17 protein-coding genes are annotated in these 19,070 nt (G+C 68.5%); 8 read left to right on the top strand and 9 right to left on the bottom strand.

Going from position 1 to position 19,070, the window contains the following annotated elements:
* From ACYVK3_RS07430 to ACYVK3_RS07410, 5 genes are all read left to right on the top strand, one after another.
* Nucleotides 1-510 carry a hypothetical protein gene (locus ACYVK3_RS07430; protein WP_460496646.1) on the top strand — a complete coding sequence of 170 codons (510 nt, stop codon included), beginning with the start codon at nucleotides 1-3 and terminating at the stop codon, nucleotides 508-510.
* Entirely contained in the window at nucleotides 507-974 is a 468-nt protein-coding gene (locus ACYVK3_RS07425) for a hypothetical protein (RefSeq protein WP_460496645.1), read from the top strand. Before ACYVK3_RS07430 ends, ACYVK3_RS07425 begins: the two co-directional genes overlap by 4 nt.
* A gap of 127 nt (nucleotides 975-1,101) precedes the next feature.
* Entirely contained in the window at nucleotides 1,102-1,899 is a 798-nt protein-coding gene (locus ACYVK3_RS07420) for a DNA primase (protein WP_460496644.1), read from the top strand.
* Nucleotides 1,900-2,166: 267 nt separating this feature from the next.
* Nucleotides 2,167-3,672: a hypothetical protein gene (locus ACYVK3_RS07415; protein ID WP_460496643.1), complete on the top strand. Its 1,506-nt coding sequence runs from the start codon at nucleotides 2,167-2,169 to the stop codon at nucleotides 3,670-3,672.
* A complete protein-coding gene (locus ACYVK3_RS07410) occupies nucleotides 3,669-4,094 on the top strand; it encodes a roadblock/LC7 domain-containing protein (RefSeq protein WP_460496642.1) in 426 nt (141 codons plus the stop codon). The genes ACYVK3_RS07415 and ACYVK3_RS07410 overlap by 4 nt, the downstream gene beginning before the upstream one ends.
* A gap of 130 nt (nucleotides 4,095-4,224) precedes the next feature.
* On the opposite strand, the gene ACYVK3_RS07405 is transcribed toward ACYVK3_RS07410, so the two are convergent.
* From ACYVK3_RS07405 to ACYVK3_RS07390, 4 genes are all read right to left on the bottom strand, one after another.
* Nucleotides 4,225-4,812, bottom strand: coding sequence for a GTP-binding protein (locus ACYVK3_RS07405; RefSeq protein WP_241378919.1), 588 nt, complete (start codon nucleotides 4,810-4,812; stop codon nucleotides 4,225-4,227).
* A 6-nt stretch (nucleotides 4,813-4,818) separates the two neighbouring features.
* On the bottom strand, nucleotides 4,819-5,199 hold the full coding sequence (locus ACYVK3_RS07400; protein WP_460496641.1) for a DUF742 domain-containing protein: 381 nt from the start codon (nucleotides 5,197-5,199) through the stop codon (nucleotides 4,819-4,821).
* 228 nt (nucleotides 5,200-5,427) lie between these two features.
* The gene (locus ACYVK3_RS07395) at nucleotides 5,428-5,826 is read right to left on the bottom strand and encodes a roadblock/LC7 domain-containing protein (protein WP_199043577.1); all 399 of its coding nucleotides are present in this window, start codon (nucleotides 5,824-5,826) and stop codon (nucleotides 5,428-5,430) included.
* A gap of 42 nt (nucleotides 5,827-5,868) precedes the next feature.
* Entirely contained in the window at nucleotides 5,869-8,961 is a 3,093-nt protein-coding gene (locus ACYVK3_RS07390; protein ID WP_460496640.1) for a sensor histidine kinase, read from the bottom strand.
* A gap of 697 nt (nucleotides 8,962-9,658) precedes the next feature.
* Here ACYVK3_RS07390 and ACYVK3_RS07385 point away from each other — a divergent pair.
* The 3 genes from ACYVK3_RS07385 (at nucleotide 9,659) to ACYVK3_RS07375 (ending at nucleotide 13,893) form a co-directional block, all read left to right on the top strand.
* Entirely contained in the window at nucleotides 9,659-10,273 is a 615-nt protein-coding gene (locus tag ACYVK3_RS07385) for an MHYT domain-containing protein (protein WP_460496638.1), read from the top strand.
* Nucleotides 10,274-10,354: 81 nt separating this feature from the next.
* Nucleotides 10,355-11,329 (top strand): MHYT domain-containing protein, encoded by a 975-nt coding sequence (locus ACYVK3_RS07380; RefSeq protein WP_460496637.1) that lies wholly within the window; start codon nucleotides 10,355-10,357, stop codon nucleotides 11,327-11,329.
* A 488-nt stretch (nucleotides 11,330-11,817) separates the two neighbouring features.
* The gene (locus ACYVK3_RS07375) at nucleotides 11,818-13,893 is read left to right on the top strand and encodes an HNH endonuclease (protein ID WP_460496636.1); all 2,076 of its coding nucleotides are present in this window, start codon (nucleotides 11,818-11,820) and stop codon (nucleotides 13,891-13,893) included.
* Nucleotides 13,894-14,044: 151 nt separating this feature from the next.
* On the opposite strand, the gene ACYVK3_RS07370 is transcribed toward ACYVK3_RS07375, so the two are convergent.
* The 5 genes from ACYVK3_RS07370 to ACYVK3_RS07350 form a co-directional block, all read right to left on the bottom strand.
* Nucleotides 14,045-14,887 carry a class I SAM-dependent methyltransferase gene (locus tag ACYVK3_RS07370; protein WP_460496635.1) on the bottom strand — a complete coding sequence of 281 codons (843 nt, stop codon included), beginning with the start codon at nucleotides 14,885-14,887 and terminating at the stop codon, nucleotides 14,045-14,047.
* A 254-nt stretch (nucleotides 14,888-15,141) separates the two neighbouring features.
* Nucleotides 15,142-16,122 carry a cytochrome C assembly family protein gene (ccsB, locus tag ACYVK3_RS07365; RefSeq protein ID WP_460496634.1) on the bottom strand — a complete coding sequence of 327 codons (981 nt, stop codon included), beginning with the start codon at nucleotides 16,120-16,122 and terminating at the stop codon, nucleotides 15,142-15,144.
* Entirely contained in the window at nucleotides 16,119-17,720 is a 1,602-nt protein-coding gene (gene resB / locus ACYVK3_RS07360) for a cytochrome c biogenesis protein ResB (protein ID WP_460496633.1), read from the bottom strand. Before resB ends, ccsB begins: the two co-directional genes overlap by 4 nt.
* Nucleotides 17,717-18,472 carry a cytochrome c biogenesis CcdA family protein gene (locus ACYVK3_RS07355; protein ID WP_460496632.1) on the bottom strand — a complete coding sequence of 252 codons (756 nt, stop codon included), beginning with the start codon at nucleotides 18,470-18,472 and terminating at the stop codon, nucleotides 17,717-17,719. The genes resB and ACYVK3_RS07355 overlap by 4 nt, the downstream gene beginning before the upstream one ends.
* Nucleotides 18,469-19,068 carry a TlpA family protein disulfide reductase gene (locus tag ACYVK3_RS07350; RefSeq protein ID WP_460496631.1) on the bottom strand — a complete coding sequence of 200 codons (600 nt, stop codon included), beginning with the start codon at nucleotides 19,066-19,068 and terminating at the stop codon, nucleotides 18,469-18,471. Before ACYVK3_RS07350 ends, ACYVK3_RS07355 begins: the two co-directional genes overlap by 4 nt.
* Nucleotides 19,069-19,070 lie beyond the last annotated feature (2 nt).

The following is a 19,070-nucleotide window of genomic DNA, read 5'->3' as shown; positions in this document are numbered from 1 at the left end:
ATGGCGTCCATGGACTACCACGAGCGCCACGCGCTCTTCCGCGCCCACGCCACCGGGGTCTTCCGCGGTGACGCCGCCGAGACCGCCCGCGTCCAGCGGTTGATCTGGCCCGATCACCTCATGGCCCACCAGGTGTTCGCCTTCGCGCTGTTCACCACCTGCGTCACCGACCATTTCGGCGACGACCTCGACTGGGCAGCCTTGCATGTCCTCATCGAACGCGTGCGCCACACCGCTCCCGGTGTCTCGCCGCTGAATACCGAGGCGCTCATCCGGGTCTGCTACGACGAGCCCGAACTGCTCATGGAGATCCCGCAGTCCGAGCACGCCGCGTCCATCTGGGCCGTCTGCCCATTGATCGTCGGCCCAGACAGGACCGACCGGGAACTGGACGGACTCTTCGCGCGCGCCGACGAGTTCGGTAGGGAGATCGTGCGCGGCGTCTTCGCCTCGTCGCAGTTGCACACCTGGCGGGACGATGCGACGGCGGACGCGGAGGAGGCCCTGTGACGCCCGAGGAACTGCACCGGGCGGTGCTGGGCGCCACCGCGTTCGGGGATGACGAGCGGTACGCGCGGCTGCGCCGCAGCTTCGGCCCGTACGACGCCCGCAGCGAGTTCGAGCACCTCGAAGGCGCTGCGGCCGTCTGCCTCGCCTACCGGCTCGGCGATGCAGGTCCTTCCGTGACGCGCGAGCGTGCGGCCCTGGGGCGGTTCATGGCCGAGCTGCGCGGTGCCGAGCCGGGGTACTGGTCCGACCACGGCCCGCCGGGCAACTTCCTGGAGGTCGAGGCCGTGATCCGAGGGCTACGCGGCGAAGGGCTCCTCATCGCCGAGATCGGCGGCGACCGGCTCCGCCACACGCTGCGTTTCCTGGTGCGCTACCTGACCGGCACCGTCCCCGAGATCCGCGACGACTTCGACACCGTGATCGACCGGGCGCGCGAACACGTCCTGCGCCGCCTCATCGGATGAGGCGGGCACCGGCCGGCGAGTGGCACCTCGCCGGTCTCTCCGGCCGCTCTACAGGGGGCGACTGGGGAGTCATGTGACCTGTGGTCGTAGGCTGATGCACAGCTGACGACTACGGGAGGAACGCGACATGGCTGCCGCATCCGACGAACGGACTCGGAGCGCCGAGGCCGACAAGCTCTGGGACGAGACCAATGTCGACCCGGTGGAGATCCACCTCGGTAAGGATTCGGGGTTCACCCTGCGCGCCTACCGCATGTCGGACACGCTCCCCGGCCCGGCCGAGGCGAATGAGCGTGCCGATGCCGAAGAGGACGCCCGGAGCGCCGACCGCCCCGACATCGCCGACAATCCTGAGGACGAGGCCAACCCGGCGCCGGACGAGACCGACTTCCTCGACGAGGACGAGGTCGACGTGCTCGACGCCGAGCCCGAAGAAGTCCCGGTATTCCTCACTCGCAAAGGCAAGCTGTTGCTCTTTCGCGACCGCGAGTCACTGGCGCGCTATGTCAAGGAATCGGACGACAATGATCTTGCGGCGATCGACGAATACGCCGATCTCCAGAAAAGGGTCACCGCCGATGCCATTGTGTGTGACGAAGCCGACACTTATGAATTGGACCTGGTCACCGCGAATCTGCGCGGTGGTCACGATTCGTGGGAACCGGAACTGCTCATCAAGGCCGCGGAGATCGGCCGGGACCTCGGTTACGCGCTGAGGAAGCAGGCGGTGATCGACGCGCTCGCGCCCGGATCGCCGCTGGACGACATGGACGAAGCGTTCCGCGTCATCACGGATGGCGGCGTGCGGGCCATGTTCGCCAAGCGGCGGCTGCGCAAGACCGGCGCCGAGCAGGCCGCGATCGCCTGGCGCGGCGTGATCGGCAAGATCAGCGACGCCGTGGAGTGGCGCGGCAGCGCCCAATAGCATCCCTGGCTCGGGCGCCGCCGCACCGTGATCGGTCCGGCGGCGCTGCGTTATTCCTGAAAGGAATAACGCCATTTCACGGCCCGGGCGATTGACGGATTTGCGTGCTATACCCGCAATAACGATGATGACCCACACTCGCCTCTGGCTTGCGGATCGGAGTATTCTGCGGAAAACTGATAACGGACTTATAAACGGGCCGGGCGAAAGTCCACGCCGACAGGGTCGGCGTCTTGATGGGCGCGCCCTACGAGAGGAGCTCTGCGGGTGCAAGTTTTCTGCGGCATCACCACGGACCACAGGTCCGACGGATCCCCTTCGGGACACGGCGACGTCACCTGTGCTGTCGCGCTCGTCGTCGCCGGAGGCGGCCTGCTCGCCACCGACACCTTCGCCGACGATCCGCGCGGCTGGGTCCGATTCACCGGTCTGCTCGCCCGTCAGACGCCCGGATCGATGCCCCTCTCCATCGCCGTCGACGGCGAGGTGGGCCAGCTCCCCGAGTTCGCCGCCGCCGCCGGGCACCTCGTGGTCCGGGCCTCCAGCCCCGCCTCCCGCTCCAAGGACGCCCTCGACGACGCCATCGCCCTCGCCCGCGGCCTGGCCACCGGCGAGATCCAGTGCACCGAGCCCTTCGCTCCGCGCCCCGAGGTCGCGTCCCTGCGGCCCATCCTCGACACGGTCTCGGCGGCGTCCCGCGCCCGGCACGACGCCGCCGAAGCTCTCACCTGCCTGCTGCGCGCGGTCTTCCCCGCAGCGCTGGCGGCCTGGGACGACCCGAGCGAGGCCAGCGCCGTCGCGATCCTCACCCGGCTCCCGCAGCCGGGCGCGATCCAGTCGATCTCGACCGAGGATCTCGCCGCCGACCTCGCGACCGTCGCCGATCCCGGCCAGGTCGCGGCGATGGCCGGCGCGCTGACCGAGGCGATCCGCGAGATCGGCGGTGGCGACGACCCGTCGGTCGCGCCGTCCGTATCGGCCACCGCCGAGGCCGTCTCGGCCTGGGACCGGTCATTGGAGGGCCTCATCGGCCTGCTGCAGGCCAAGCGGCCCCGTCCCGAACCCGCGGCACCCCCCGCGCCCGAACCGACCGAGAGCAGGCGCAGGAGGCGTGCCGTGGAGACGCACCAGACGGTGCGGCTCCCCGGCGACCTCCCCGACCGCGAGAGCCTGCGGGCGCTCGACCCGGCTTCGCAGCTGCACTCGATCGTCCAGCCCGACCTCGAGGCCACCCAGGTGCTGCCCGACGACTCCCTCGAAGGCGAGCACTCGACGACCCGCAGCCTCCGGCGCCGGCGCGCCGAGCCGGCCGAGCTGCCGCAGCCCGACCTCCAGGAGGGCCGCCGCCACCCGTGGCAGCCCAAGGAGGAGACCTTCGACGACCTGGCCTCTCTGGCCGGCGACGACGACGGGCTGCTGATCTTCGGGCAGGCCAGGAGCGCCTGGTTCAAGCGCCCCGAGACCGAAGAGCCCGAACCGGAGACGTGGACGCTGCCGGGCGACGACGGCTGGCGCACCGCCCGCCACGTCACCGAGGCGCCCGAGGCCGAGGAGGCCACCACCCCGGCCGGGCTCCCGCGCCGCAAGCCGCAGGCGAACCTCGTGCCCGGCTCGGTCACCGATGATCTGCCGCGCTCGAACGAGCCGATCGAGCGCGACGCCGAACTGCTGGCGCAGAACACCTCCGGATACTTCAAGGGATGGGGCCGGGCGCGCGGCGGCGGCCGCAGCACGATGGCGGCCCGTCAGGCTGAGAGGATGGCGAGTCGATGAGCGCGAACCTCGGCGTCTACGAGCGCTCGCTCAGCATGCTGCTGGGCTCGCTCGTGGCGCGCACCCCGGGGCTCTCGCACGCCGTACTGGTGAGCGTGGACGGACTGCCGCTGGCGGTCTCGGCCGGGCTCCCGAAGGAACGCGCCGACCAGCTGGCCGGCATCGGTTCGGGCCTGCTGTCGATGGGCGAGGGCGCCGGACGGGCGATGAACCACGGCCCGACTCAGCAGGTCATCGTCGAGATGGCCGAGGGCGTCCTGCTGGCGGCCCCGGTGGGCCCGCAGATCTGCCTGACGCTGCTGGCGGTGTCCCAGTGCGACCGCGAGCAGCTCGGCTACGAGCTCGGCCAGTTCACCATGCAGGTCGGCCCGCTGTTGAACGAGGCGCTGACCAACACCGGCTCGATTCCGAGGGTCGTCTAGCCACGAGCACGGAGCAGGCCCCGAGGCTTCGCCTCGGGGCCTGCTCGCTGGTCCAGGTAGTTCGGGTCAGCCTAGACGTTCGGTTCGGCTAGTTCACGACTCGCGGGCGGCGCCGCGGACGCTGTGGGCTCTAGCCGACGCCGACGGTGCGAGTACGACGCATCGACAGCACGTACTCGACGAGTTTGATGAGGACCTGCTTGGTGGACTCCCGGTTGCGCGCGTCGGTGTACATCAGCGGCACGTCCTGCGACACCTGCAGGGCGTCGCGGATGTCCTGCAGGTCGTGGAGCTGCTTGCCGTCGAAGCAGTTGACCGCGACCAGGTACGGGAGCTTGCGGTGCTCGAAGAAGTCGATGACCGAGAAGCAGTCGGCCAGCCGCCGGGTGTCGACCAGGACGATGGCGCCGATCGCGCCGCGCACCAGTTCGTCCCACATGAACCAGAACCTGGTCTGGCCGGGCGTGCCGAACAGGTACAGGATCAGGTCCTGGTCGATGGTGATCCGGCCGAAGTCCATCGCCACGGTCGTCGTGGACTTGTCGGGCACGAGGTTGTTGTCGTCGACGCCCTCCGAGGCGGACGTCATGATCGCCTCGGTCGTCAACGGTGTGATCTCGGAGACCGATCCGACCAAGGTCGTCTTGCCGACGCCGAAGCCGCCGGCGATGACGATCTTGGCAGAGGTCACACGAGAGGTGTCTGCGGGTGAGTTCATTAGGGTCTATAGCCTCCTGAGTCCACTGAGAACGCGCTCGAGGAGTTCGGTTCCGACGGATTCATCGGCGCCGTCGTCATCGCTGAATCCAGTAGGTTCATGCACTGCCAACAAGCCATCGGCCGCCATGTCGGCGACCAGCACGCGAGCCACGCCCAAGGGCACTTCCATGCGGGCGGCGATTTCCGCCAGCGATTGCAATCTGCCGCCACAGAGATCGACGATCACCTTCTGCTCGCGACCGCCGAGGAACTGCCCCGAGCGGCCGCGCGCGGTGGTCTCCACCAGCGCTTCGAGGGCGATCTCCAATTGGGGTCGCGTGCGGCCGCGAGTGACCGCATACGGCCTGACGAGTGAGCCTGTCGGCTCATCACCACCGAGGACCATTTCCACCTCCAACCGCCGCACCGGGATCCCACAATCCCGACCCGACAGTCATGTCAGTTTTTCCGTAAACCGCCGCCTGGGGCGACAGCGGTCCCGTCGCCTTGGGAGGCGACGGAGGGGTTTGTTCAATTCGTCCCACTCGCGCTGCTAACCACATCGAGTGGAGCCTACCGTGCCAGCGTCCCATGCGACAAACTGCTGTCGGTCGCACAGGCCGTCCGGACTTCGTCAGCTTCGCGCCGACGGAGTCAGGGCCTGGCCGACCCTGTCCACCAACAGGGCCATCTCATAACCGACCTGGCCGACGTCGCAATTCTTCGAGGCCAGGACGGCGAACGACGATCCGTCGCTGATGGACATCAAAAACAGGAATCCGTGATCCATCTCCACGACCGTCTGGAGCACCGCGCCGCCTTCGAAGCAGCGCGAGGCCCCTTGGGTGAGGCTCACCAGTCCGGACGTCACCGCCGACAACTGGTCGGCCCGGTCCCGCGGGAGGTCCCGCGAGGACGCCAGCAGCAGACCGTCGGCGCTGACCGCCACGGCGTGCGCCACTCCCGGCACGCGTTCGGCGAATCCCGCCAGCAGCCAGCCCAAGTCCTGGACTGTAGTTCCACCAGTGCTCATCGTATGCGCTCCTTAGCGTCTGCCGTGTTGTAGCTCGGCGAGTCAGTTACCGTCATTGCCACGTCCTCGCTGGACCCCACGGTGATAGGCCGACAGCAGGCCCCGAATGCCTTCGGGGTTGCGCTTCTGCGCGCTGACAGTCTCCTGTGATTCCTCCACGCCGCCGGGAACGAGCCGTTCCATGGGGCGCCGCTTGGGAAGTCCCGCCGAGGTGGTCTCATCGGCCGTCTCGGCGAAGGCGTTGTCGACCCGCTGCCAACCGTCGTCGGCGGCGGTCCGCCAGGCGTAGGAGGGGTCGGTGTCGGGATCGGCCTGGAGGCGGCGGCGCTCCAGTCCGGACTCGGCCGGGCTGTGGGTCTCGGCCGTGCCGATCGAGGAGTTCCGGGCATCGCCGAAGCTCGGCTCGGACCGCTCGGGGGGCGGCGAGGGCGAGGTGTACATGTTCGCGCCTTCCGTGGGCTGCGGAGGGGACTGCGGGGCCGCTTCTTCCCAAGCGGGGGCGGAGGATTCGACCGGACCCTGGTCCTCACCGTAGCTCGCTTCGGTCTCTCCTGTCACCTTCGCGGTGTCGTCGACGGCCTTCGGCGCGGGCGTGACCGCCTTGAACCAGGCCGACTCGACCTCGCGGAAGATCGGGAGCTCCGTGGTGGCGTCCACGGCGGAGACCCGGTCCGAGCGCATCGACTTTCGCGGCGCCTCGGTGCCCGATTCTGCCGCGGTGTCCGGCCACGACGGCGGCGCGGGCTCCTCGGCCGACGGCGCGGCCTCCAGCTGGATCTTCGGGAGGGCCACGTGCTCGGAGGACACGATCTCGCCGGTGACCTCCATGACCTTGCCGTTCGAGCGGCGCTCGTCGGCGAGGCCCCCGGGCCGGAACATGAATCCCGGATCGGCGTCCTGCACGGCGTGCTCGCCGGTGAACGGCTCGGAGTGGGACTGCTGCTGCGGCGCGGGCGGAGCCGTCGGCTCGGGCGCGCGGTACGGCGGCGCGCTCGGCTGCGGCGGCGAGGCGACGTTCGGGGGCGCGACCGTGTCGAACAGCCCGGCGGGGCTCTCGGGGACGCGCGGCAAGGTGCCGGTGTCGGCGTTCATGCCGGACAGCAGCTCACCCCTCGGACCCGCGTCGCGGTCGCCCAGGGAGCCCCCCGCGCCGCCGTCCATGCGCGAGCGCTCCGGGAGCTTCGGCTCGGATAGGACCGACTCGCCGAGGATGACCTCGGCGACGGTGCCACGGCGCTCGCCGGGCCGCAGCTCGACGCGGACGTTGTGGCGCTTGCCCAGGCGCGCGACCACGACCAGGCCCATCATGCGCGAGGAGGCGAGGTCGATGACGTCGGCCGACTCGGACAGCTGCCGGTTGATGTCCTCGATCTGGGCCTCGGGCATTCCGATGCCGGAGTCGGTGATGCGGACGCGGATGGCGCCCATCGGGCTCTCGGCGGTGCGCATCTGCTCGGCCTCGACCAGGACCGGCGACTCGGGCGGGGAGAACGCCGTGGCGTTGTCCATGAGCTCGGCGACGAGGTGGACGAGGTCGTTGACGGCCGCGGGCTTGATCTCGCGGTCGGCGTCCAAACGCCCGAACTCGATGCGGGTGTACTGCTCGACCTCGGACTGGGCGGCCTGGAGGATGTCGCCGATCGGCGCCGGGTGGCGCTCCTGGCGGGTCGAGTCGGCGCCGGCGAGAACCAGCAGGTTCTCGTCGTTGCGGCGCATTCGGGTGGCCAGGTGGTCGAGCTGGAACAGCTCGGCCAGGCGGTCGGGGTTCTCCTCGCCGCGCTCCAGGTGGTCGAGGTGGCCGATGAGCCGGTCGACCAGGTTCTGGGAGCGGCGCGCCAGGTTGATGAACATCTGAGAGACGTTGGCGCGCAGGGCCGCCTGCTCGGCGGCGATGCGGATCGCCTCGGTGTGGACGATGTTGAACGAGTGCGCCACGTTGCCGATCTCGTCGCGCTGGTCGATGTCGATGACCGCGCCGCTCTCGGCGGCGACCTCGTCCGGGGTCCGGTTGCCGATGCTCTCCGCGTCGCGCATCTGCGCCACCGCCTGCGGCAGGCTCACGTGGGCGACGTCGAGCGCGCCCTCGCGCAGTCGGCGCAGACCGTGGTTCATGTTGCGGGCGATGATCAGGGCGATCACCGTCGCGACGACGAACGCAGCGAGAATGAGGATGGCCTCGAGCAGCAGCTGGAAGATCTGGGCGTCCCGGTCGGAACGGGCCTGCGAGAGGACCTCGGACGACTCGGCGTCGATGAACGACAGGCCGTTCTCGAGGATCGCGTCGTAGGAGGCGATGGTCTCGGCGTCGACCACCAGGTCCGAGGAGGTGCTGGCGGCGACCGTCTGCGTCTCGAAGGTGAGCGCCGTCTGCGCCTCCTCCGTGCTCAGGCCGCCCGGGCGGTAGAACATCGCGAGCTGCTCGTCGCGGTTGGCGACGGTCTTGAACTCGCTCTCGGCCCTGGCGCGCATCTCGGCGTAGGCGACGAATTCCTTCCACCGCGTGGTGTTGAGGAAGTTGTGCCCGTCGCCGACCTTGATGGCGATGGCCCGCTCCTCCTCGAACTGCTCCAGGATGACCGTGGCCGAGGAGATGACCTGCAGTTGGCGGGCGATCTCAGGGTCGTTGACGATACGGGCGGAGACGTCGGTGATCGTGACCAGCTCGGAGACGAGGCGCTGGTAGGTGCGGGAGGTCGCGTCGATCGACGTCTTGACGGGGTCGTCTTCGGCGGCGGCGCGGATCTGCAGCAGGCCCTCGTACTGGGTGTCGACCGCGCTGATCCGGTTGTCGATGTCGTCGGAGATGTTCGACAGCGTATCGGCCTTCTCGCTGAAGGCCTCGAGCGCCGCATCGGTGCGGGCCGCCTGCTCGTTGACGGCATCGATGTCGTACTGCTCCAGGTCGATGCCGCTGACGTGCCCGTCGTCCTTGCGCAGATAGGTGACGAGCAGGCTGCGCTCTCGCTGGAGCTCGTAGCGGAGTTCGGCGGTGACCGTGTTGAACTCGACCAGCGTCACCATGTCGTCCGACTCGAACACGTCGTTGGCCAGGTCGTAGAGGCGGAGACCTGCCACGGCTACGAGGACGAGGAGCGGCACCAGGAGAATCAGTCCCAGCTTGGACCTGATTCGCATGTCGGCGATGCGGGGCAGACCCAACGGACCTCGTCGAGCCGCTGAACCCGCTCGGTTCGAGCTGCGCTTGCTCACCTTGTCTAGCCTCCTGGGGTGGTCCTCTATGTCAGACCGGACCGCGTGTTGGGACCGGTTCTGTCTCGGGCCGGCGGCGCACACCGTCGGCTGCCGTTCCGACCGCCCGCGGCGGTGGGAGTGGCATGTGAAGCCCAGCAGATTCCATCATGACGAATGCGGGCGCTGAAATCCAGGGGCGTACTGGAGTTCTCAAGTCGACTCCGTAACCCACTGACCTACGGGGCGATTCACAAAATATCACATAATTTCGGACACACGCCTATCGAGTATTCAGCTAATCAGGCGACAAATCAACCCGCACAGACGAGCCCCGGGAACCGTTCGGCGGCGTCCCGTGCGCTATTGGACCTCGCCGCCCCGCGCGCCAATGCGCGACGCCACGGCCCCCGCCCGACGAGGACGAGCGTGCGACCGCCCTGGCCGCGGCTTCGCGAGCAGGCCGATGTCCTCAGTGGATACCGCCGCGACGGCATCGCCCACCGCCTCGCCGGTTCACAGATCGAGGCCTCATCACGTTACGCGCATCATCGGCCGATCCGAACTTCGCACAAATTGTCCGACGCGGCCGAGCGCTACGTGCGGCAACGTAGTCCGCACGCATTGAGAAGAGGTCCACCCCATGGAGACGCACTACCTGGCAGCGGTGCTCGACCACCACCACCTCACTTACGGCTGGCTCAATCCGGCGATGGGCCTCGCCTTTGCAGCGGCGGGATCGTTCCTCGGCCTGTCCGCCGCCCACTACGCCCGCGCCGCCACCACCGCCATCAGCCGGATCCGCTGGGCTCTGCTCGCCTCCTTGGCCATCGGCGGCATCGGTATTTGGATGATGCACTTCGTCGCGATGATCGGATTCACCGTCACCGGCTCCGACATCGCCTACGACGCCTGGCTGACCGTGGTGTCGTTCGCACTGGCCGTCCTGGCCGTCGGAATCGGAGTGTTCCTCTCTGGGACCGAGAGCGCTGGCTGGCCGCGCTTGGTCCTGGGAGGACTGGTGTGCGGCGCGGGCGTGGTCGGCGCCGGGGTGGCCGCGATGACCGTCCGCGGCGGCGGCGCGGTCGCGGGCATCGACCCGCTCGTGCTCATGGTGCCGATCCTCCTGCCGGCGATCGTCACGATCGCCGGTCTGGTGTTCGGAGTCCTCAGCGTCCCCAACCTCGACTATCGCGCGAAAGGGCCCGATGACCTGGGCAAATCAACTGTGCGTCTGGCAGATGCCAGCAGACCGTAGTCGTATAACGTTTCGAATCGCACACATCGCAGAAGTGAAACATTCCAGTAACGGGCGTCGACCTGGGGAGGAAGACCGCGGATGGAACACCTTAGTCATTTCACCTACGGGTGGATCAATCCCTTCATGGGATTCGGGTTCGCATTCGCCGGATCGCTCTTGGCGCTGATGTGCATGTCGCACGCGCGCAGGCAAAGCGGCTCGGTCAAGGCGACGGCGAAACGCATCAGGTGGATCGCGCTGGCGGCACTCGCCCTGGGCGGCACGGCGATCTGGATGATGCACTTCACCGCGATGATCGGCTTCAAGGTGACCGAATCGGACATCGCCTACGACCCCGGCATCACCGCGGTGAGCCTGGCGGTGTCGATCGCATCGGTCTTCTTCGGACTCACCGTCGCCGGCATGGGCCGGCGCAACACGGGCGCGAAGATCCTCATGGCGGGCCCGCTGACCGGGCTCGGAGTCGTCTCCATGCACTACTCCGGCATGGCGGCGATCAACATCTCGGGCGAGATCTCGCACGACCGCAACTACTTCTGGGCCTCGGTGGTCATCGCCGTCGTGGCCGCTACGGCGGCGCTGGCGTGCGGCATGTACCTGGACGGATGGAAGTGGCAGACGGCCGCCGCGGTCGTGATGGCCACGGCGATCTCGGGCATGCACTACACGGGCATGGCCGGAGTGCGCGTCACGGTGTACGACCAGGGGCGCAATACGGTGAGCGGGATCGATCCGATCATGCTCATCCTGCCGATCCTGGGCGTCGCGACAGTGGGCATCATCGTGCTGCTGTTCGCGCTCATGGGCGCGACGCCGAAGACGGTGTCAAGGCGAGAGCAGTTGGGCATCGACATCGACGACGACCCCGACTCGGGAGTGATTCCGGTGTCGCCGCAGGTGGGGCAGGCGCGGAGGGACGCGGCTGCCGCCCAGGCGTACAGGACCGGGCAGCGGCCGGAGGATCGAGAGCCGAGGGCGTACTCGTCCGTAGACCTGAACCGGGAGCCGGAGAGGCTGAACCCGGGCAACCGGCGGAGGCCCCCGCTCCGCTAGAGCCGTAAGACGTCAGCGGCCCCCGCCGAGAGGTGGGGGCCGCTTTGGTTATGCCTTATATATAGGGTCGGCTACGCTCCGCGAGCGGGCGAGGTGTAGGTGGGATGCACGCGATGTGGTTGGGCTGGGCGTGAGTGGCGCCTGGGGAGACCGGCAATGGAAGGTGGGGCGCTGGCGGGAACGGTGTGGGATTGATGGTCGGGCTGCCCTAAAGGCGTCAGCGACGACGAGGTGTGTGCTTTGTGGAGGTCGGGTCGGCGGGCGTGCCGGTGGGGTGTGAGCGCTGGCCTCTGCGCGGGCGGGCCGTGTGGTGTCCGGTTTGCCTTGCGGGGCAGGGCTTCTCGTGGCTCCGGGCGGCGGAAACGTGAGTGTTTTCCCACCCTAATGGGTGATGACAGGGCGTCTGTGACCTGGGAGAATAGAGGTATAGCACGAACCGGCGGAAACAGCAGGTTCGTACGAGACCTCAATGACCGAGGGGGTGTCAGATGGCCAAAGCGAGCATGAAGCCCAGCAGGACCGAGCGGACCGAGCGGGCAGCGGCCATCCACACCGATCTCGATGAGGCGGCTGCCGCCATCAACGCCCTCCACGCGGACATCCTCGCCCGGGTGATCGAGGCGAAAGCCTGGAATATCCACCGCGACTGTGATGGCTTCTCCGCCCTCCGCGAATGGCTGGTGTCGACCTTCGACTTCCACCTCCGCACCGCTGCTGATCTGGCCGCGATCGCCCGCACCGCCGGGAAATTCCAGGTGTTGACTGAGACGGCGACTTCGGCTCGGGCGCGGATCGACCGGGTCGCGGCGGCCGTGCGCCGCCTGGACGCGACCAAGGCCCTCCGCGTGTACGCCCGGACCCCCTACAAGGAACCGGTGCCTTCCCCGTTCGACGCGGACACCCGCTGCCCCACCCCGGAGCATTTGATCGCGCAGTACTGCATCCACGCCACCGTCAAAGACGTCCACGCCCAGCTCGACGAACTTCAGGCCGCGCTCGACAACGGTCAGGAGCTGTTGGACGGGCTCGGGCAGCAGTCCCTCCAACGCCTGGATCTAGTCGAGACCGAGAACGGCATGTTCGTCCTCTCCGGGCTCCTGTCGGCCGACACCGGGAAGCTGTTCGCCAAGCTCCTGACCACCGCCGTGCCGCCTCCGCGTCAGGACGAGGTCGACCAGGACGGGTGCCTGCCGCCTGCGGCGAATCGGCGGGCCGAGGCGTTCCACCAGGTGCTCGCGGCCCACGGGGCCGACCCGAACGCGGCGAAGCGGCACGGGCACACCGCCATCCTGCACCTGTCGGTCGGCATCGAAACGTTGGCCGGGGAAGACACCGGCCGGGTGCCGACGCTGGAAGGCGACCCCATCTCCCTCGGTAAGGCCCGCCTGCTCGCGTGTGAGGGTCTCGTGATCCCCAACGTGTTCAACTACCGGACAGGGGAAGCGATCGAACTCGGCCGCGCCCTGCGCCTGCCGAACTCGGCGCTGCGCAGGAAGCTGGAACTCGAGCAGCCCGGCGGGTGCGCCTGGACCGGCTGCCTCGCACCCGTGCAGTGGACCGAAGCCCACCACATCCGCCACTGGGCGAATGGCGGACCGACAGTAGCCGAGAACCTGATCCTGTTGTGCCGGTTCCACCACGGCCGCATCCACACCCCCGGCTGGACCATGCAGAAGACCGGACCGGGCAAGGCCCTGATCGTCCACCACGACGGGCACGAGGACACCGACCCCGACCTCACATGCGGGTGCTCGGACTGGCGCACCGACACGGACTTGGATGCCGACTTCGCCGACGACATCGCGAACGCCTTCCCCACCGGCCTGTATCCCGAGGAATGGTCCGAGACACTCAAACCCGACCTCGAAGCCGCTGCCGAACAGGCTGACTTGGAGGACGCGCTGGCTGCCGCGAAAGCCGCCCGCGCGAAACTGCGAGCACGCTTCACCACACCGACACCCCGTCCTGAACCCGCGACCGAACCCGAACCGGCTTCAGCACCGGAACCGGGGCAGGGCCAGCGGCGGGAATACGAGACTGCCACACCATTTGGCGAACCGAGGCGGACTCGCGACCTTGCCAGCGCCATACCGGCACCGGACTACGGACCACCGCCCTTCTTAATCCGCCCGCTGCGGGATGCCGTGGCGGGGAAGGCACCTCATAGGGCGCCAGCTCGAAGCCGACAACGGCTTCGAGCCCATTCCCATGCCCGGAGCCCGAACCGGACCACCAGCAACGCGAATACCCGCCACCAGGCCAGCCCCAGCCCCACCCGGCACGGCACCACCGACCACCCCCGCGCCGCCAGACCGCCCCAGCCCAGCCGCCACTTGCTTTTGTCGCTGCCCATAGTGCAGGGCGACCATCACGTCCGCCCGTTCCCGCCAACGCCCCCGCGGCCATTGCCGGGCCCAGCAGGCCCCCGCCCGACCACAACGACGCCCATGACGGCTACCGATCCCGGTGCGCCCGGCCCCCTCATCGTCGCTGCTTTGGCGCAGAACGACCATCACGCTCACCCGTTCCAGCCAACGCCCCCGCAGCCATTTCAGGCCTCCTGACGCCACCTCCGCACACACAGAAATTGGCGGCGGACCTGGGCACCGGCTAAGCCGCTACCCCGACCGCCACCCCAGCCGACGACAGACCGACGACAGACCAACGATCGACCAACGATCGACCGACGGCTGAAGGGCGAACGATCGGGATCGACTATTCCTTGTAGCCGAGTCCGGCCATCATGATCCTGTTGTGCGGCTCGAGGTCTTCGACGGCCGGGACCTCGCGGTCCGGCTCGCCCGGGAACCAGCGCGGGACCCACTCGAGCCCCGGAGGGACGAGCGGCAGGCCGTGGAAGTGCTCGAGGATCTTCTCCGGCTTGCGCACCCATCCGTTGCCGAGGCTTTCCAGGCCGGCCTTCTCGATGGCCTTCTGCTGGGGCTCACCGGTGTCGGCGAAGTCGGTCATGAGCAGGTAGGACCCGCTCGGGCAGGCGTCGAGCAGCACCTTGACCCAGTCGCCGGGGCGCTCCTCGTCGTGGAAGTGCATGAACAGGCCGACGACCATCAGACCGATGGGGCGCGTGAAGTCGATCACCTTCTTGACGTCGGGATGGTCCAGGATGCCCTGGGGCTCCCGGAGGTCGGCGGTGACGATCGTGGTCGAGTCGTTGCTCGCCAGCAGCGCCCGGCCATGGGCGAGCACGATCGGGTCATTGTCGACGTAGACGACTTTCGCGTCCGGGTTGATCTCCTGGGCGACTTCGTGCGTGTTCCGCATCGTCGGCAATCCGGCGCCGATGTCGAGGAACTGGTCGATACCGTGCTTCGCCATGTACGAGACGCCCTTTTCAAGGCCTTGGCGGTTGTCGATGGCGACTTCACGGGAGCTGGGCACGAACTTCATGTATGCGGCCGCTCCCTCTCGGTCGACCGCGAAGTTGTCCTTGCCACCGAGGATCGCGTCGTAGACGCGCGCGATGGTGGGCCTGCTGACGTCGAACTCGGGGATGTACGGCGGGTCTTCGCCGGAAACGGTGACAGATTCTTCACTCATCGGCAGAACCTCTTCGTCGAAGGAACGTTCCCCTCATGGTACGACCGCCTGACCTCCTGCTGCAGTTCGGGATAGGTCCTTTTAGTCCCGTCAATCGCATGCGAGCGAACGCAGATCACAAGGCACAGCAATAACACCTGGTGCACTTGTTTCCTTGTGGACAGGGCTGCGCCGCCTCCCAGTGCGGCAGTGCCTCGCTCTGCCACGCTCTGCCCCGCTCCGTCTCGCTCTGCCGCGCTCCGTCTCGAGCTCGGTCAGACTCCCGCATAGGAGTGCAGGCCCGAGAAGATCAGGTTCACGGCGGTCAGATTGAACAGCATGACCGCGTAGCCGAGGATCGCGATCCAGGGCGCGTTGGCCCGCGCGGAGCGGCCCGAGACGCGCGCGTGCAGGTAGGCCGCGTAGACGACCCAGGCGATGAACGCCCAGACCTCCTTGGGGTCCCAGGCCCAGTAGCGGCCCCACGCGAAGTGGGCCCAGACCGCGCCGGCGAAGATGCCGAAGGTCAGCAGGGGGAAGGCGAACACGTGGATCTTGAATGTCAGACGCTCCAGGAGCGTCGCGTCGGGCAGTCGCTCGGCCACGTTCAGCGGGAAGCGCACCGCCTTGCCGTCGGAGAGCCGACGGTCGTAGCGGCGCCTGAGCAGGTGCAGGATCGCGAAGATGCATCCGATGAGGAGCGCGCCGGAGGCCGCGATGGCGGCCGTGACGTGGATGATGATCCAGTACGAGTCCAGCGCCGGCACGAGCGGCCCCGCCTCGGTGTAGACGCGCACGGACGTGCCGAGCACCATCGTCACCGCGAAGGTCGCGAACAGGCCCAACCGCCTGGGCACGTGCCTGCCGGAGACGAGTACCAGCCAGGTGATCATGCCCGCGAGCGCGACCCCGACGGTGTACTCGAACATGTTGCCCCACGGCCACCGTCCGGTGTAGACGACTCGAGTGACGATCGAGGCGGCCAGCGCGGCGGTGCCGATGTAGGTGAGGATCAGGCCGAGGCGTCCGGCCCCGCGCGCGGCGGCCGGGGTGATGGGGGCGTCCTGCTCGGCGTTCGCGCGCTCCTCGGAGTCGTCGTCCAGCACGGCCCTACCCGCGGCGACGAGCTCTTTCTCGCTGACGCGCTTGGGGGCGCGCTTGTCGAAGGCGTATTCGAGCGCGTAGGCGAACATCGCCGCGGCGTATACGAGGATGGTCGCGACGAACAGCGCGTTCGCCGCTTCGGCACCGGTCATGATGTACTCCCGATCGGTTCTTCGGAATCGGTTCGAGGCTGAGTCGGCTCGGCGTCGGGGGCGATGTCGGCGGTGAGGGCATCGCACTCCTCCTCCAGGCCGTCGTAGTCGTTGCGGTTGAGACCGGCGACCTCGACGCTGCCGTCGGGGTTCCACCGGATCCAGTACCGCCTTCGCCGCACGGTGAGCGTGGGCAGCAGCGCCCCGAGGAGGATCACCGCGCCGCCGAGGACGATGGGGCCGCCGGGGTCGTGGCGGACCTGGATGACGGCGTACTGCTCGACGCCGTCGAAGGTGAGGGTGGAGCCGTCGTCGAGTTCCATGGAGTCGCCGACGCCGATGACCTCGACGGTGTCGTTGAGCTGCTCGAGCTCGCCGGAGGCGATCTGCTCGTCGTTGACGCTGTAGACGGACTCGGGGAGGCCGTCGCCCATGCCGAGGTCGCCGCGGTAGGCGGTGAGGGCGAGGACGGGGTTGTGCAGCTCGGGCTCGGCGCCGAGCAGCATCGCGGTCGAGTCGTCATAGGTGGGCACGAGGATCGCGTCGAAGCCGACCTCGGCGTCGCGGTCGACCTCGCCGGTCTCGGGGTTGAAGTTCGCGTCGGGGAACTTGAAGGCGCCCTCGGAGTTGAGGGCGGCGTCCATCGCCAGGAACGGCTGGTGCCGCGATTCGGTGTTGCCGTAGCGGTCGGTGTAGGTGACCACGGCGGTGTAGCCGTGCCCGATGAGGAAGACGTTGGCGCCGTCGATGTTCAGGGGGTGGTTGACGCGCAGGTCGTAGGTGTCCTCGGTGCCGTCGAAGGTGTAGGAGACCTCGGCGTCGTAGGCCGTGGGGCCGCCGTCGGTGAACTCGGCGTCGAAGTCGTCGAGTTGGACGCAGAACCTGGGGAGGCTGGTCTCGTCGACGTAGGCGCCGAGCCCGTACTCGTCGTACTGCTGGAGGTTGTTGCAGAAGGCCTGGTCCTCGCCCTCGGAGAGGATGCGGTTGCCGTACCAGCTGAACAGGCTTCCGGCGGCGACGCCGACGAGGATGAAGATGATGCTGACGTGGAACAGCAGGTTGCCGCTCTCGCGCAGGTAGCCCTTCTCGGCGGCGAGGATGACCGTGCCGTCCTCGCCCTCGCCGCTGCGGCTGTACTTCTCAACGCGGAAACGGTGCTGCTTGAGCGCGGCCCTGGCCCTGGTCTCGTTGACCTCGCCGTCGAGGCGGCGGTGGTAGGGCAGGATCTCCATGCGCTTGGGGGCCTCGGGCGGAGCGGAGCGCAGGGACTTCAGGTGCACGCCGAGCCTGGGGATGATGCAGCCGATGAGGCTGACCATGAGCAGCAGGTAGATCGCGGAGAACCACGGCGAGGTGTAGACGTCGAAGGCCCACAGGCGGTCGAGGACGGGCGCGAGCTCGGGGTGCTGCTCGTAGTAGGCGGTGACGTCCGGGGGACTGATGGAGCGCTGCGGGAAGGCTGAGCCGGGGATGGCGGCGAGCGCGAGGGCGAGCAGGAGCAGCAGCGCGGTCCGCATGGAGGTGAGCTGGTGCCACCAGCGGCGGCCGAAGGAGCGGAGCCGTTTGACGGGGGCGGCGGTCGCCGGTTTGGAAGTCACAGCCAGATCTCCCCGGAACCGACGGTGGCGCGCAGCCAGTTGGTGAATTCGGTCCAGGCGCCGGTGGCGAGCATGAGGCCGACGGCGACGAGCATGACGCCGCCGGTAATGGCGATGGCCCGGCTGTGCCGCTTCATGAAGTCGAGCGCCCCTGCGAGGCGGTGCATGCCGACGGCGAAGGCGATGAAGGGCAGCCCGAGACCGAGGCAGTAGGCGATCATGAGGCCGACGCCGCGGGCGGCGCCGTCCTGGATGACCGCGAGGCTGGTGATGGCCGCCAGCACCGGCGAGGTGCAGGGGATCCATGAGAGCGCGAAGACCGCGCCGAACAGGGGCGCCCCGGCGAGGCCGACGGCGGGCCGCCAGCGGGGGGAGAAGCCGCGGCCTTCGGGGATGAGCCCGATGAACATCAGGCCCATGGCGATCATGAAGATGCCGACGACGAGTTCGACGGTGCCGCTGTTGGTGAGCAGGGCGCGCCCGGCGGTCTGGAGGGCGAAGACCACGGTCGTGTAGACGGCGGTGAATCCGGCGACGAAGAGCAGCGCGCCGGCGAGGACGCGCCCGCGCTTGCCGCCTTCGGCGAGGTCGGTGCCGGACATCCCGGTCACGTAGGACACGTAGCCGGGCATGAGCGGGAGGGTGCAGGGGGAGGCGAAGGACACCAGGCCGGCGAGCGCGGCGATGCCGAAGGCCACCAGGAGCGGGCCCGAGGCGGCGGTCTGCGCGAGGTCGGGGGCGGCGAGGCTCACTGTTCCAGCACCTTGCCGATGTCGGCGATGAGGGTCTCGGCGTCTTCGAACGCCTCGCGCCAGACGCTGAAGACGCGGTTCTCGGCGTCGATGACGAAGGTGGCGGGGATGTTGGTCGGCGAGATGTCGTATTCGACGAACTGGAGGGCGATCTCGCCGCCGGCGTCGTTGAAGGACGGGTAGTCGACGCCGTAGCGCTGTTCGAAGGCCTCGGCGGCGTCGACGGTGTCGCGGATGTTGACGCCCACGAACCGGACCCCTTCGCCATGCAGTTCCGCGAAGTGCTCGGCGGCCTCGACGAGGTACTCGGCCTCGGCGCGGCACGGCGGGCACCACGAGCCCCAGAAGTTCATGACGATGACCGATCCGGCCCAGTCCGCGGTGCTGAGCGGGTCGCCGGTGAGGCTCTCGCCGGTGATGACGGGGGCCTCGGGCCGCTCGTCGGGGTCCTCCCACCGGTAGTTGGCGCCGTCGCCGGAGACGAAGCGGTCGCGGTTGATCTCGTTGACGCGGTTGGGGTCGGCACCGTCGTCGGAGCAGGCGGCGAGTGCCGCCAGCGGCACGGCCGCGAGCAGTGTCCGTCGCCGGAGTGCCATCG

The organism is Glycomyces tarimensis (assembly GCF_054776215.1).
Note: the sequence above shows the minus strand (reverse complement) of the source record. Positions and strands in the feature narration are given on the sequence as shown.

Coding starts and splice junctions, on each gene's coding strand:
- ACYVK3_RS07430 (WP_460496646.1), top strand. CDS start 1: ATGGCGTCCATGGACTACCACGAGCGCCACGCGCTCTTCCGCGCCCAC.
- ACYVK3_RS07420 (WP_460496644.1), top strand. CDS start 1,102: ATGGCTGCCGCATCCGACGAACGGACTCGGAGCGCCGAGGCCGACAAG.
- ACYVK3_RS07410 (WP_460496642.1), top strand. CDS start 3,669: ATGAGCGCGAACCTCGGCGTCTACGAGCGCTCGCTCAGCATGCTGCTG.
- ACYVK3_RS07405 (WP_241378919.1), bottom strand. CDS start 4,812: ATGAACTCACCCGCAGACACCTCTCGTGTGACCTCTGCCAAGATCGTC.
- ACYVK3_RS07400 (WP_460496641.1), bottom strand. CDS start 5,199: ATGGTCCTCGGTGGTGATGAGCCGACAGGCTCACTCGTCAGGCCGTAT.
- ACYVK3_RS07395 (WP_199043577.1), bottom strand. CDS start 5,826: ATGAGCACTGGTGGAACTACAGTCCAGGACTTGGGCTGGCTGCTGGCG.
- ACYVK3_RS07390 (WP_460496640.1), bottom strand. CDS start 8,961: ATGCGAATCAGGTCCAAGCTGGGACTGATTCTCCTGGTGCCGCTCCTC.
- ACYVK3_RS07385 (WP_460496638.1), top strand. CDS start 9,659: ATGGAGACGCACTACCTGGCAGCGGTGCTCGACCACCACCACCTCACT.
- ACYVK3_RS07380 (WP_460496637.1), top strand. CDS start 10,355: ATGGAACACCTTAGTCATTTCACCTACGGGTGGATCAATCCCTTCATG.
- ACYVK3_RS07375 (WP_460496636.1), top strand. CDS start 11,818: ATGGCCAAAGCGAGCATGAAGCCCAGCAGGACCGAGCGGACCGAGCGG.
- ACYVK3_RS07370 (WP_460496635.1), bottom strand. CDS start 14,887: ATGAGTGAAGAATCTGTCACCGTTTCCGGCGAAGACCCGCCGTACATC.
- ccsB (WP_460496634.1), bottom strand. CDS start 16,122: ATGACCGGTGCCGAAGCGGCGAACGCGCTGTTCGTCGCGACCATCCTC.
- ACYVK3_RS07350 (WP_460496631.1), bottom strand. CDS start 19,068: ATGGCACTCCGGCGACGGACACTGCTCGCGGCCGTGCCGCTGGCGGCA.